Origin of the sequence: Nocardioides psychrotolerans (assembly GCF_900113685.1) — a bacterium.
GTDB classification, from domain to species: domain Bacteria; phylum Actinomycetota; class Actinomycetes; order Propionibacteriales; family Nocardioidaceae; genus Nocardioides; species Nocardioides psychrotolerans.
The window spans coordinates 44,720-58,354 of the sequence record NZ_FOQG01000003.1; the positions used below are offsets into that span (position 1 = coordinate 44,720).

Below are 13,635 nucleotides of genomic sequence, written 5' to 3' on the forward strand. Positions count from 1 at the left end.
TGGGCGCCCGCCAACCCTGGGCCGCGTCGCTGCCGTGAGGCCTGCGGCATCGGGGCCGGTGGGCCGGGCCTCAGGGTCCGGCACACCCGCGATCAGGTCGTCAGAGCACAGGAGCGGACGACGGCGATGGCGGCGACAGCCGCACCCAGCTCGTCGGCGAAGTCCTGGCGCGACCGGCGGAGCTCGTCACCCCCGGGGCCCAGGAGGCCGCGGTTGCCGGCGAGCTTGAGCGCACCCCCCATGAGGTCCTTGGAGATCGACTCCGGTGAGTGGAGGTCCTGCTGCAACCACCGCTGGTGGGCCACCCCGAGGCTCTCGGCGATCAGCCCGTCGCTGTCCAGGGGCGCAGCCGGCTCGCGGGTGACCAACCGGTCGGCCACCACCGAGTAGGCCTCCAGGAACGGTCCGATCACGCGGTGCGCCAGGAGCAGGTGGGAGCCGGCGAGCAGCTCGGTCACCTCGCTCGGAGTGGCGCTCTCCTCGGCCCAGCCGGGACGCACCAGCTCGGTCTCGTAGCGCAGGTGGGTGTCGAACTCGCCCTTGGTCGCGAAGAAGAACTCGTACTTGAGCAGGTCGCGCAGGGCCAGGGCGCGCGTCCAGGTGGCAGCCACGACGTCCACGTCAGAGGCCGGATCCTCCTCGGCGGCCTGGACGAGGGCCACCTCGAGGATCGCGCGGTCGATGAAGTAGTGGGTGACCGTGTTGCGGTAGAACGCCGCCTCGTGCTGCCGGTCGGGCGCGATCGCGTAGACAGGCTCGAGCCCGCCGGCGTACTCCACCACGACGCCCTCGCGCACGAGCGTGGCCAGCGCCCTGCGCAGGCCCTCGGGGCGTCCGAGGTCGACGTCGGCGGTGAGCGGCAGCCGGCGTCGACGCACGTAGGCCACGAGCGGCTCGAGGACGGCGAGCGTCTCGGCCAGGGTCATCGCGCGGCCGTCGTTGTCGAGCAGCCCGAAGGTCACCAGAGCAGCCGGCGTGATCGGGGTCGCTGCGTTGATGCGGTGGGCCACCTCGAAGGCGACGCGGGGCACCACCTCGGTGAGGTCGTCGGTCTCGGCGCGCGACCCGGCATCGGTCAGGGCCTCACGCAGCGACAGCGGCGGGCCGAACCGCACGTGGACGCGGCCGCGTCGTCGTCCCTGGGCGCGGGCGAAGCGGTAGAGCCAGGTCAGGCTCTCCGGCGCCTTGCTCCCGCCGCTCTCCTCCCGGGACAGGGCCGAGACCTCGTGCTGCTGGTCGTAGACGATCGAGACCGGCACGAGGTAGGCGTCGTCGGCGTCCTCACCGTTGGCCCGGAAGGCGTCGACGAGATAGCGCAGCACCCCCATCCTCGGAGGTCGGAGCTTGCCGGTGCGGGTGCGACCCCCCTCGAAGTACCACTCGAGGTTGGCGTGCTGGCGCAGCAGGAAGCCCAGGTAGAGACGCAGCATGGCCGGGTAGACCGGGTCGTCACGCGTGGAGCGGCGGATGAAGATCAGTCCGCTGCGCTTGCCGAGCTCCGAGAGCGGCCACATGGCCAGGTTGATCCCGCCCAGGGTGTAGTTGCTGGGCAGGCCGTGCCCGGCCGTGGCTGCGCGCAGGACCAGCGGGTCGAGGTAGGAGCGGTGGTTGGGCAGGAACACCAAGGAGTGCCGACGCCCCAGCTCAACCAGCTCCGTCAGCCCGCTGGTGTCGACGTCGACCTCGTAGGAGCGTGTCAGCCACCGACCCATGCGGTCCCACACGCGGGAGGCCGCCTCGTCGACGTACGCCGACATCTCGGTCAGGGCGGCCTGCGAGTCGCTCCTCAGGTCGGCCTCGGAGCGCTCGGTCCGCTCCACCAGGCCGGCCAGCGCCTCGGCGTACTGCTGCGACCCGATCACCAGCTCCACGGCCCGCCGCTCGTGATCGACGTCACTCATCCGTGCACCTTAGCGGTGGTCGTCAGGGTCGCACCGTGACCTCCTCTACCGGGACGGGGTCCACACCTGGGGGCTGTCGGGCTTGTCAGGTGCCGGCTTCGCGGACGCGGTCTCGTCGTCGCCTCGATCACGGTGCCGGTCTCCGGGATGTCTTCCCTGGTCCGGTGGAGCCGGACGACGAGATCGCGCTCCGACAGCGTCGAGCCCCACCCGCCCTGCGGACGTTGGTCGAGTTGCCGGTGCAGGGTCTCGAGATCGACGTCGAGGACGAAGACCTCGTCGAACAGGTCGATGAACGGCGCCTGGTCGTCCTCCACCAGCGCCCGCACCCGAGCGACGTCCCAGATGTGGTGCTGGTGCACGGCAGTGTCGGTTGCTTCACCCGTGACGGGGTCGCCCTGGTAGGCCAGCTCCCTGTCGCCGTGGACGGGCCGGTGGCCACGCCTCTCCAGCTCTTCACACACCGAGGTCTTCCCCGTTCCGGAGACCCCCTCCACCAGGTAGTTGCGGACACCCATCTGAGCAGTGTCCGTCCCTGTCACGGAGTGGCCAGGACCACCGGCGGCCTCACGTAGTACACCGAAGGCTCCGAGGAGACGGGGATGTCCCACATCCTGCTCGCGCGCTCGCAGGCTCCGGCGAGGTCGCAACGGATGATGGCGGCCTTGCCCGTGTCGCTCTGGGCCAGGGACAGGAAGTGGGCGTCGTCCTCCCAGGCCGTGTCCCAGTCGAGGCGCCCGATGACGGTGGCCCGGTTGCAGAACTCCCCTGCGCTGGGCCGCGCGAAGACGACCCTGTCGTGCCGGACGTCGACGCCCACAGCGGCCTGCGCGTAGAGGCGACTGAGCCGGTCGCGCTCGAGGTCCCACCACACCGTCGCGGGACGGTGCCAGCCGGCACGTCTGCCGATGAGGGCACGACGGTCGGTGAGGGCGACCAGGGTGGCATGCGACATCTCGCGTCCGACTGATGAAGACCACTCGGGTCCATCCGCGAGGGCCGACGTCGTGGTCGCGGACGAGGGAGCCGCCGGAGACGACCCACAGGGCCTGGTGCTCACCCCGCCTGGCCGCCGGAACCATCAGGTCGCCGTCCCTGATGGTGTCGCGCACCAGGTGCACCACCGCAGGGTCGGGCCCGCGCGACAGCGCAGCCGGGTCGATGTGGGCCGTCTCGGCAACGGCCGAGAGCTGGGGCAGCAACGCGAAGGAAGGGAGTCCTGGTGTGTCTGCCGTGGCTGTCCATGCCGGCTCCTCAGGTGCGCTCCGCAGCCCCGGGGACGGTAGTGCCCAATGGCCCCTCCTCTCCGAGACCGGTGTCCTAGGGTCGCTGCATGTCCGACTTCACCTGGCTCCCCGCCAACCAAGCAACGGTCGAGGACGTCGAGGCGGTGTTCGCCACGGGAGGCGCCCACAAGTGCCGTTGCCAAGCCCTGAAGGTGCCGGGGTGGATCTGGCGTGACACCACCCAGGAGCAGAGGGACGCCGCGCTGCTCGAGCAGACCGCCTGCGGCACCGGCGGCCCGACGTCCGGGCTGATCGGGTACGTCGACGGCGAGCCGGCCGGCTGGGTGGCGGTCGAGCAGCGTGCGAGCTACCCCAGGTTGTGGAGCCGGAAGCAGGCGTGGATGCGGATGGACCCCGAGATGGAAGGCGTCTGGTCAGTGACCTGCTTCGTCGTGCGCAAAGGATGGCGACAAGCAGGGCTGACCTATGAGCTCGCCGCAGCGACCGTCGAGTACGGCCGACAGGTCGGCGCCGTGGTCCTGGAGGGCTACCCGATCGAGCCGCCGCCTGGCCGGTCCGTGATCTGGGACGAGGCGTCGGTCGGACTGGTGCAGGTCTTTCTCGAGGCCGGCTACGAGGTGGTGGCCTCCCCCACTCTGCGGCGGCGTGTGGTGCGGCGACGACCGAGTGACCCTCCTGACCCACCAACCTCTTCGGGGTGAGCCGACTAGCCCAGCGGTCACGCTGGGACCGCCCGGTGGCCGGGTCATGGATGAAGCGCGTCACATCGCCGACTGGCGTGTTTGAGGTGCCACTGAAGGGGTGAGCATCTAGATCATGGCCACGACCTCACCCACCACCGTCCGTGACGACTCGCGCGAGGAGATGGTGGGCCTCATCTTCCTGTTCGCAGGACCGGTCCTCGCGTTCCTGCTCACGCTGCTGATCGGCTGATCGGCTGATCGCACCGTGTGCCCGAGCGCATCCGCACTTGAGCATGCGACGGGCGACGGGCGACGGGCGACGGGCGACGTCGCGTCCACCCTGCTTGACCCGGAGGCCCGGCAGTAGGGCGGTTCTGCGGCCGAGCAACAGGCCCTCACAAGCCGCGTCCTTTCGCCTCGCCCAGGGTGGTCGCTTCGCGAAGCACCTCCACCACCGGAAGCCCCCAGGAGACCTGCGACCCGCGCGACGTCGTCGTACTCGGGTTGGAGATTGACCACCTTGCCGTCCAGCGATCCCCGCTTGACCTCGATCCGGTGACCCTCGACGTGGACGGCCACGACGTCGCGGTCGAGCTCGTGCTCGACGACCCGGTGCTCGCGGTGCCCCGGCGTTGAGGGATCTACTGCTGCCGTGACTGGCGCACGAGCCATGCGCCGGCCACTGCGAACGCTGTCCATGGCCATCAGGATCCCCGGCCCTCCCCCGACCGCGGCGGAGAGGACGATCGCGATCGCCACGCCGGAGGCACGCCTGACCGTCTGTCGAAGGTTCAGCTGCCGCGGCGTACGCACGACCGATGCGCTGGGGCGGCCACAGTGAGGGCAGGCGACGGCAGCCGTCGAGATGTCCTTCGAGCTGTCGGGAAAGAGCATGAGCGGCACTCAGGGACGCTACGTCCCGAAACATCTGACCGTGCCGACTTCGCGGAAGTGAGGTCAGGGAAGTCGCCGTGGCTCGCAGCCCTTGGAGTTTCTGTTGACCTTCTGTTGACTTGGCGTCAACTCGACCCCAAAACGAAGGCCCCTGATCTGCATCGCTGCAGGTCAGGGGCCTTGAGGTGAGCCGCCTGTCAGAGTCGAACTGACGACCTTCTCATTACGAGTGAGATGCTCTACCGACTGAGCTAAGGCGGCGTGCTGCCCGGCGCAGTCAGGACCTGCCGGGCAACCCGGGGAAGTATACGGAGCAGCCCCGCAGAGCGCGAAACCGGCGCGTCACCCCGGCGATGGAGCCCGGGAGGGACTGTCAGGCAGCCACGGTCTCGCGGCTGCGCAGGCCAGCGGCCTTGCCCGTGAGCTGGCTCTGCGGCGCGTCGCACCAGCAGAGGAAGTCGAGGGTGATGCCCTCGTCGGAGTTGCGGATCCCGGTGACCTGGCTGGGGAAGATCAGGTAACGGGTGGAGCATGCGGTGCAGGTGTGCGCGAACATTTGTAAGGACCCTCCCTCAGAGGACAGACAACGGTGACAGGACCAAGTGTGCGTCGCCGTGAGGCAAAGGGGTAGCCTCTCTTTCCTTCTGGTTCTCAAGGAGATTCCTATGCTTTCACTGCATCAGCTCCGCTGTTTCCTCGCCACCTACGAGCACGGCTCGCTGACGGCGGCCGCCGAGGAGCTCGGCTACGCCCAGCCGAGCGTGTCCGAGCAGATCCGTGGGCTCGAGAAGACCCTCGGGGTCAGCCTGTTCCGACGGGTCGGGCGGGGCGTCGTACCCACCACGGTGGCCGACACCCTGCGACCGCACGCCGAACGCACCATCGCTGCGGCGGAGGAGACGCGGCTCGCCGCCCAACGCGTACGACGACTCGAGACCGGCACCATCCGCTTCGGGATGTTCGGCGTGGCCCGCCTCTATGCCGGCGCCGGCCTGGTCGCCGACGTGCTCGCGCGGCACCCCGGTGTCCGCGTGGAGCTGGTCGGGCAGAACTCGACCGAGGTGCAGGAGGACCTGCGGCGAGGGCGGCTCGAGGCGGCCATGGTCGCCATCCCCAACGTGACCAGCGAGGGGATGGACGTGATCCCGGTGGCGCGCGACGAGCTCGTCTACATCAGCGCCGACCCCGAGCGGCTCACCTCACCGGCGACCGCCGCGCGGCTGGCGAAGGCGTCGCTGGTCATGCCGGACACGACCTACCGCGCCGACGACTCCGTGCGGATCATCCTGCGTCGGATGCTGCACGAGACCGGCCTCAACCCCCAGACCCGCATCGAGGTCGAGGACCCCGAGATCGCCGTCGAGCTGGTCGGGATGGGGCTCGCCGACTCGGTGCTGCCCCGTGGTGCGGCCGAGCAGCTGCTGCCGCGGCTGGCACCCAACGCCGGCTTCGTGTCGCTGCGTCCCCGCCAGTGGGACTACTTCGCGATCGTGCACCGCTCGGGCGCCACGCTCAGCCCCGCGGCCCAGCTGATGATCGAGCTGGCCACCGCCCGGATCCAGGCCATCGCCGAACCCGTGAGATGACGTCGTCATTCCATGGGGAGTACTCGCTTCGCTCGTGCTCCCGGTCTCCCTAGCAGGACTTCCCGTCCTCCGGCACCGTGCCGTCGATCAGGTAGGCCTCGATCGTGGCGTCGATGCACTCGTTGTCGGCGTTGTAGGCGGTGTGGCCGTCGCCGTCGCGCGAGAGCAGCACCCCGGTGGCCAGCTGGTCGGCGAGCCCGACGGCCCACTCGTAGGGCGTGGCGGGGTCGCGCGTGGTGCCGACGACGAGGATCGGGGCAGCGCCCTCACCGCGGATGTCCAGCGGCGGCTCGGAGGACTCGACCTGGATGTCGCCGCAGTTGACCAGCCCCCAGGCGAAGAGGCGCCCGAAGGTCGGGGAGGCCTCCTCGAAGTCCGACACCTGCGCCTCGACCTGGCCCGGCCCGATCGCGTAGGGATCGTCGAGGCAGTTGATCGCATAGATCGCCTCGGTGCTGTTGTCGAGGTATTGCCCGTCCTGGCGCGAGGCGTAGGCGTCCGCGAGCAGCATCAGCGTGGTGCCGTCACCCGCGAGGGCGGTGCTGAGGCCCTGGCTCAGGAGATACCAGTAGTCGCGGTTGTAGAGCGGGGTCACCACGCCGTAGAACGCGCTGCCGACGGTGAGCTCACGCCCGTCGGAGGTCGGCAGGGGTTGGGCATCGATGTCGTCGAGCAGGCCCTTGATCGTGACCAGGCCCGCCTCGACGGAGTCGCCGAGGAAACAGCTCTCGGTCTCCGCCACGCAGTTGTCGACGAACGCCCGCAGCGCCACCTCGAAACCACCGGCCTGGCCCAGGCTCTGCTCGCGCGAGGACAGCGCCACGTCCACGGCGCCGTCGAGGACCAGCCGGCCGACCTTGGCGGGGAACAGCTCGGCGTAGGTCGCGCCCAGCTTGGTGCCGTAGGAGGCGCCGAAGTAGGTGAGGGTCGCCTCGCCCAGCGCGGCGCGCAGGACGTCCATGTCGCGCGCGGCCTCGGCCGTCGTCACGTGGCCGACCAGGGCGTCGCTGTTGGCCACGCAGCCCTCGAAGAAGGAGCGCAGGCCGCCCACCAGCTCCTGCTCCTCCCCGGCGTCGTCGGGGTCCGGGTCCAGCGCGAGGAACGCCGTCATGTCGTCGTCGGTGAGGCAGTCCACGGGGTCGGAGGCGCCCGTGCCGCGGGGGTCGAAGCCGACCACGTCGAAGTGTTCGCGGATCGGGGACCGGAAGACCGGGTCGGCCGCCTCGGCGTAGGCCACCCCGGACGCACCGGGGCCGCCGGGATTGACGACCATCGAGCCGATGCGGGCATCGGGGTCGGCGGCGGGCACCTTGACCAGGGCCAGCCCGATCGTCTCGCCGCCGGCGTCGCGGTAGTCGATCGGGACCTCGAGGGTGCCGCACTGGTTGTCGCCACAGGCCTCCCACGCGATCCTCTGGGAGTATAAGGCCGCCAGCTCGGGGCTCGGCGGCTCCGTGGCCCCGGGCGCGGGCGCGGTCGTGACCACGACGGCCGGTCCGGACGAGCCCGACGAGCCCGACGAGGACCCGCCCTCGGAGTCGTTGCCGAGCAGGACCGAGAGCCCGGCCAGGGCGCTGGCGCCCGCCAGCGCGAGCACCAGCAGCACGATGACGACGATTCGGACGGTCCTGCTCACCTGTTGCTCCCTTCGGGCACCTTCAGTGCCACCATCATGGAGTCCAGCGCCAAGGCGATCGGCACGTTGAACTCGAGCATCTGCTCGCGAGCCTCGAAGATCCAGCCGATCCGGCGCAGGTTGAGCTCGGGCGTCGAGGTCGCGGCGACCTTCTCGACGTCACCGCGGATCTCCTCGTTGACCAGCGCTCCGGTGGCCCGGACCGCGACAGCGATCGCGTCGCGGTAGACCGAGACGAGATCCATCAACCCGCGGTCGACCACGTCGAGGTGCCGACGCTTGGCGCGGGTCTTCTGTGCCTTGTCGAGCGCGGCCAGGGCGGGGGCGTACTCCCTGGGGCGGCGCCCCCGCTCCACCACCCCGTAGGACGTGGCGAGGTCGGTCTTCTCCAGCGCGTCGAGCTCGCTGGTGATCGCGTCGGCCTCCTCCTTGGTCACCTCCACGAGGTTGGCGGAGGCCGTCATGCAGGCACCGAGGCTGGTCAGGCGGGTCGGCAGGGACACGATCTCGCGGCGGCGGTTGCGGGTCGCCTCGTCGTGGGCGAGCGCCCGGGCCCGGCCGATGTGGCCCTGGCTGGCCCGCGCGGCGTAGGAGGCGAGCGCGTCGTTGACGCCGTCGATGCGGGTGAGGAACGCCGCCACCTCGGGTGTCGTCGGCGTCGCCAGCGTGACCAGGCGGCAGCGGGAGCGGATCGTGGGCAGGACGTCCTCGACGGTGGGGGCGCACAGCATCCACAGCGTGCGCACCGTCGGCTCCTCGATCGCCTTGAGCAGCGCGTTGCACGCCTGGTCGGTGAGCCGGTCGGCGTCCTCGACGATCATGATCTGCCAGCGCCGCCCGGCAGGGGCGAGAGCGGACCGGCGTACGAGGTCGCGGACCTCGTCGACGCCGATGGAGAGCTTCTGGGTGCGGATCACCGACACGTCGGCATGCGTGCCGCCGAGAACCGTGTGGCACTCGTGGCACACCCCGCAGCCGCCCTGCTCGCACTGGAGCGCGGCGGCGAAGGCGATCGCGGTGTTGGACCTGCCGGAGCCGGGCGGCCCGGTGAAGAGCCAGGCGTGGGTCATGCCGTGGCCAGCCACCGCGGTCGAGAGGGCCTTGACCGTGTGCTGCTGGCCGACGAGCTGGTCCCACACGGTCATCGCGCGGCCTGTGCGAGGAGCGGCTCGAGCCGGGATCGTACGGCGCCGGCGAGGTCGTCGACCGTCCCGCGCGCGTCGAGGACGAGGTAGTGCTCGGGGTCGGCCGCGGCCATGGCGAGGAAGGCCGCGCGGACGCGCTGGTGGAACTCCAGCGACTCCCCCTCGATGCGGTCACGTCCCTCGAAGCGCCCGAGACCCGCGGCCGGCTCGAGGTCGAGCACGACGCTCAGGTGGGGGCGCAGGTCGTGGGTCGCCCAGCGGGCCACCTGCTCGACCTCGTCGACCGCGAGCGCGCGACCGGCGCCCTGGTAGGCCAGCGTCGAGTCGACGTAGCGGTCGGTGACGACGACCGCACCACGGTCGAGGGCGGGCTGCACCAGCGTCTCGACGTGCTCGGCCTTGTCGGCGGCGTAGAGAAGCACCTCGGTGCGGTCGGCGAGCACACCGGTCTCGGGGCTCAGCACGATGCGGCGCAGCTCCCGGCCGACCGGGGTGTCACCGGGCTCGAAGGTGAGCACCACGTCGTGGCCGCGCTCCTCGAGCCACGTGCGCAGCAGCCGCGACTGGGTGGACTTGCCGGAGCCCTCGCCGCCCTCGAAGCAGACAAAGACCCCGGTGGAGGTGTAGACGCCGCCGCTGGTCACGCGCCGAACCTACGAGACGGCGCCGACACATCGGTGTCCGGGTGGGTGGGGGGCGGCCAGAACCCGCCCTCAGGCCTTCTTCGCAGCAGCCTTCGTCGTGGTCTTCTTGGCCGCCGTCTTCTTGGTGGCGGCCTTCTTCGTGGTCGTCTTCTTCGCAGCAGCCTTCTTGGCCGGGGCCTTCTTGGCGGCGCCCTTCTTGACAGGCGCCTTCTTCGCCGGACCGCGCTCGCGGCGGTCGGCGAGCAGCTCGGCGGCGCGGGCGAGGGTGATCGACTCGACGGAGTCGTCCTTGCGGAGGGTGGCGTTGAACTCGCCGTCGGTGACGTACTCACCGAAGCGGCCCGACTTCACCACGACCGGCTGGCCGGAGACGGGGTCGTTGCCGAGCTCCTTGAGCGGCGGCGCGGCCGCGGCACGGCCACGCTGCTTGGGCTGGGCGTAGATCTTGAGAGCCTCGTCCAGACCGATGGTGAGCAGCTGGTCCTCGGCGGTCAGCGACCGCGAGTCGGTGCCCTTCTTGAGGTAGGGCCCGTAGCGGCCGTTCTGCGCGGTGATCTCCTCACCGTCCTCGGCGTTGCCGACGACGCGGGGCAGGGAGAGCAGCTTGAGGGCGTCCTCGAGCGAGATCGTGTCGAGCGACATCGACTTGAAGAGCGAGCCGGTGCGGGGCTTGTCGTTCTTCTTCGCGTCCTCGGGCAGGAGCTCGGTGACGTAGGGGCCGTAGCGGCCGTTCTTGGCCACGACCTGGAGGCCGGTCTCGGGGTGCACCCCGAGCTGGATCTCCTCGCCGGCCGGGTTGGCGAAGAGCTCGACGGCCTTCTCCATGGTCAGCTCGTCGGGGGGCAGGTCGTCGGGCACGTTGGCCCGCTTGCCGACCGGGTTGCCCTCGTCGTCCGGGCCCTCGAGGTAGGGGCCGTAGCGACCCACGCGCAGGTTGATCCCCAGCTCGGGGTCGCCGATCGGGAAGGTCGCGAGCTCCTTGGCGTCGATGTCGCCGAGCTCGTGGACCAGGTCGTAGAGGCCCTTGAACTTCTCGGAGCCGTAGTAGAACTCGCCGAGCTCGGAGACCCGGTCCTTGCGGCCACCGGCGATGTCGTCGAGCACGTCCTCCATCTCGGCGGTGAACTCGTAGGACACCTGCCGCGCGAAGTGCTCCTCGAGCAGCCGGATCACCGAGAAGGCCAGCCACGCCGGGACCAGCGCGGTGCCCTTCTTGTAGACGTAGCCGCGGTTGAGGATGGTGCCGATGATCGCGGCGTACGTCGACGGGCGACCGATCTCGCGCTCCTCGAGCTCCTTGATCAGCGTGGCCTCGGTGTAGCGGGCGGGGGGCTTGGTCTCGTGACCGCTGGCCGAGACGGACGCGGCCGAGACGGCGTCGCCCTCGACGAGCGCCGGGAGGCGGGTCTCCTGGTCGTCCTTGGCCGCCCCCTCGTCGGTGCCCTCGACGTAGGCCTTCAGGAACCCGTGGAAGGTGATGACGCGACCGCTGGCGGAGAACACGACGTCCTCGCCCCCGGCCGACGTGCCGCCGAGGCGCACGGAGACCGACTGGCCGACCGCGTCCTTCATCTGCGAGGCGACGGTGCGCATCCAGATCAGCTCGTAGACGCGGAACTGGTCGCCGGTCAGCCCGGTCTGGGCCGGGGTGCGGAACGACTCGCCGGCGGGGCGGATCGCCTCGTGGGCCTCCTGCGCGTTCTTGACCTTGGAGGCGTAGACGCGCGGCGTGTCCGGCAGGTAGTCGGCGCCGTAGAGCTCGCGCACCTGCGAGCGGGCGGCCTCGACCGCACCGCCCGAGAGCGTGGTCGAGTCGGTGCGCATGTAGGTGATGAAGCCGTTCTCGTAGAGCCGCTGCGCGACCGACATCGCGACCGAGGCGGTCATGCCGAGCTTGCGGCCCGCCTCCTGCTGGAGGGTCGTCGTGCGGAACGGCGCGTAGGGAGAGCGCTTGTAGGGCTTGGACTCGACCGAGCGGACGTCGTACGTCGAGTCCTGCAGGCTGGTGACGAGGGCCTCGGCGCGGGTGCGGTCGACGTGGACGACCTTGGACGCGTCCTTCAGCAGGCCGTCCTGGCCGAAGTCGGAGCCGCGGGCGACGCGGGTGCCGTCGATGGAGTGCAGCTTGGAAGGGAACATCCGCTGGTCGTGCTTGCTGCCGGCATCGAAGGTCGCCTCGAGGTCCCAGTAGGACGCGAGGCGGAACTTCATCCGCTCCCGCTCCTTGTCGACGACCAGGCGGGTGGCGACGGACTGGACGCGGCCGGCCGAGAGGCCGGACATGACCTTCTTCCACAGCACCGGGGAGACCTCGTAGCCGAAGAGGCGGTCCAGGATCCGGCGCGCCTCCTGGGCCTCGACGAGGTCGCCGTTGATCTGGCGCGGGTTCTCGACCGCGGTGAGGATCGCGGCCTTGGTGATCTCGTGGAAGACCATCCGGTGCACCGGGATGCCCTGGGGCTTCAGCTCGTCGAGGAGGTGCCAGGCGATCGCCTCGCCCTCGCGGTCCTCATCGGTGGCGAGGTAGAGCTCGTCGGCGTCCTTGAGCAGGCTCTTGAGCTTGGAGATGTGCGACTTCTTGTCACGTGGCACGACGTAGTAGGGCGTGAACCCGTTCTCGACATCGACGGCCAACCGGCCCCAGGGCTTGTCCTTGATCTTCGCCGGGGTGTCGGCTGCGTTGTTGGGCAGGTCGCGGATGTGTCCGATGGAGGACTCCACGACATAGCCGTCACCGAGGTAGCCGCCGATGGTGCGGGCCTTCGCCGGGGACTCGACGATCACCAACTTGTGTACCACTGCGTTGCCATTTCCTTACTGCTGCGAGAGGAGTGAGCGGGGGGAACAAGGGCTCACGGCCGATCACGGTAGCGCGTGCTGTCCAACGCCCCGACTTCCGGTGATGCCCGTGGATGACGTGTCGACGTTCGGCGGGGCCCGCCGGGAGGCCTGTGGAGGACGGCCGCCGGATGTCCCCGCGGCGTGCCACCGTGAGGTCCTCGATCCCCGACCGCTCCACTCGGAGGTGCCCCCCGATGTACGACGACACGCACGACCCCGACCGCTTCGACCCCCAGGTGTGGTCTCGCGCGATCCTCCACGACCACTACGCGTCCGACCCTGCCTGGCAGGACCGGTTGCGCCACCTCGTCCTGGTCGACGGCCGGCTCGTCGACACCTGGACCGAGCCGGTGGAGGGCACCCCGTGGCAGGCCCACGCCGAGCACTTCGACCGCGAGGCCCGACGGCACGCGGCGCCGCCGGCTCCCCCGCAGGCGCCGCCCTACGAGCGGGCGCTGCTGTGGCTCGAGGACGCGTGTGGAGGGCGGGCGGGCGTGCACGAGCTGGACGCCGCTCCGCTCGTCGACGTCGATGATCGACCCGAGGCGTCCGACCCCGCGGACCGGGAGCGTCTCGCGCAGACCGTGGAGCACCTCGACGGCGTCGCTGCGACCGTGCTGACCGACGCTCTTGGGCCGGCGCAGGCCGACGAGCTCGGCATCGCCCTGCGCCGGGCGCTCGCGCTGGTCTGGCAGGCCCGGCCCGACGTCGTACGACGTCCGCGCTCGCCGCAGCACCTCGCCGGCACGCTGTGCTGGGTCGTCGGCAAGGCCAACGGGCTGTTCGGGCCCCAGGGCTCGGTGCGGATGAAGGAGGTGCGCGAGGCGCTGGCGGTCGGGGCGTCGCTCGCGGGCAACCACGCCGAGGTCGAGGACGCGCTGTGGGGCCTGCGCTCGCGCAACCGGACGTGCTTTCGACCCTCGGGGCTCCCGGACCTCCTGCTGACAGGGCGGTCCGACCTGCTGGTCTCGGGCGTGCGGCGCCACTTGGTCCGGGTGCGCGAACAGGCCCTGGTGGCGCAGGCCGCCCAAGCCGCATAACTTTCTACCGTGGACGGT

Annotated in this window: 11 protein-coding genes, 1 tRNA gene and 1 pseudogene; 3 read left to right on the plus strand and 10 right to left on the minus strand. The window is 70.5% G+C overall.

The window, feature by feature from the left end; genetic code table 11:
- Positions 1–92: 92 nt before the first annotated feature.
- Genes BM204_RS04605 through BM204_RS04615 form a run of 3 tightly spaced genes read right to left on the minus strand, consistent with a single transcriptional unit; the run spans position 93 to position 2,856 of the window.
- Positions 93–1,901: a 1-acyl-sn-glycerol-3-phosphate acyltransferase gene (locus tag BM204_RS04605; RefSeq protein ID WP_091110826.1), complete on the minus strand. Its 1,809-nt coding sequence runs from the start codon at positions 1,899–1,901 to the stop codon at positions 93–95.
- A complete protein-coding gene (locus tag BM204_RS04610) occupies positions 1,898–2,419 on the minus strand; it encodes a DEAD/DEAH box helicase family protein (RefSeq protein ID WP_218031286.1) in 522 nt (173 codons plus the stop codon). The genes BM204_RS04605 and BM204_RS04610 overlap by 4 nt, the downstream gene beginning before the upstream one ends.
- A 20-nt stretch (positions 2,420–2,439) precedes the next feature.
- Positions 2,440–2,856 (minus strand): hypothetical protein, encoded by a 417-nt coding sequence (locus BM204_RS04615; protein WP_091110828.1) that lies wholly within the window; start codon positions 2,854–2,856, stop codon positions 2,440–2,442.
- Positions 2,857–3,234: 378 nt separating this feature from the next.
- On the opposite strand from BM204_RS04615, the gene BM204_RS04620 reads away from it, so the two are divergent.
- The gene (locus tag BM204_RS04620; RefSeq protein WP_091110829.1) at positions 3,235–3,849 is read left to right on the plus strand and encodes an N-acetyltransferase; all 615 of its coding nucleotides are present in this window, start codon (positions 3,235–3,237) and stop codon (positions 3,847–3,849) included.
- Between the two features lie 510 nt (positions 3,850–4,359).
- Here BM204_RS04620 and BM204_RS23495 read toward each other — a convergent pair.
- The 3 genes and pseudogenes from BM204_RS23495 to BM204_RS04630 all read right to left on the minus strand — a co-directional run.
- Positions 4,360–4,725, minus strand: a pseudogene (locus BM204_RS23495) (hypothetical protein); the annotation flags it as partial.
- A gap of 188 nt (positions 4,726–4,913) precedes the next feature.
- Positions 4,914–4,986, minus strand: a tRNA-Thr gene (locus BM204_RS04625).
- Between the two features lie 112 nt (positions 4,987–5,098).
- Positions 5,099–5,281, minus strand: a complete 183-nt coding sequence (locus tag BM204_RS04630) for a hypothetical protein (protein ID WP_091110831.1) — start codon at positions 5,279–5,281, stop codon at positions 5,099–5,101.
- Positions 5,282–5,390: 109 nt separating this feature from the next.
- On the opposite strand from BM204_RS04630, the gene BM204_RS04635 reads away from it, so the two are divergent.
- Positions 5,391–6,311, plus strand: coding sequence for a LysR family transcriptional regulator (locus BM204_RS04635; protein WP_091110833.1), 921 nt, complete (start codon positions 5,391–5,393; stop codon positions 6,309–6,311).
- A gap of 49 nt (positions 6,312–6,360) precedes the next feature.
- Here BM204_RS04635 and BM204_RS04640 read toward each other — a convergent pair whose 3' ends face one another.
- From BM204_RS04640 to topA, 4 genes are all read right to left on the minus strand, one after another.
- Complete coding sequence (locus BM204_RS04640; protein ID WP_091110834.1) at positions 6,361–7,947, minus strand: alpha/beta hydrolase; 1,587 nt, start codon at positions 7,945–7,947, stop codon at positions 6,361–6,363.
- Positions 7,944–9,092 (minus strand): DNA polymerase III subunit delta', encoded by a 1,149-nt coding sequence (locus BM204_RS04645; protein ID WP_091110836.1) that lies wholly within the window; start codon positions 9,090–9,092, stop codon positions 7,944–7,946. Before BM204_RS04645 ends, BM204_RS04640 begins: the two co-directional genes overlap by 4 nt.
- A complete protein-coding gene (gene tmk / locus BM204_RS04650) occupies positions 9,089–9,736 on the minus strand; it encodes a dTMP kinase (protein WP_091110837.1) in 648 nt (215 codons plus the stop codon). Before tmk ends, BM204_RS04645 begins: the two co-directional genes overlap by 4 nt.
- 69 nt (positions 9,737–9,805) lie before the next feature.
- The gene (topA, locus tag BM204_RS04655; RefSeq protein ID WP_091110839.1) at positions 9,806–12,535 is read right to left on the minus strand and encodes a type I DNA topoisomerase; all 2,730 of its coding nucleotides are present in this window, start codon (positions 12,533–12,535) and stop codon (positions 9,806–9,808) included.
- Positions 12,536–12,771: 236 nt separating this feature from the next.
- Between topA and BM204_RS04660 the strand changes: the two genes are divergently transcribed.
- Entirely contained in the window at positions 12,772–13,617 is an 846-nt protein-coding gene (locus BM204_RS04660; protein WP_091110841.1) for a hypothetical protein, read from the plus strand.
- Positions 13,618–13,635: the final 18 nt, after the last annotated feature.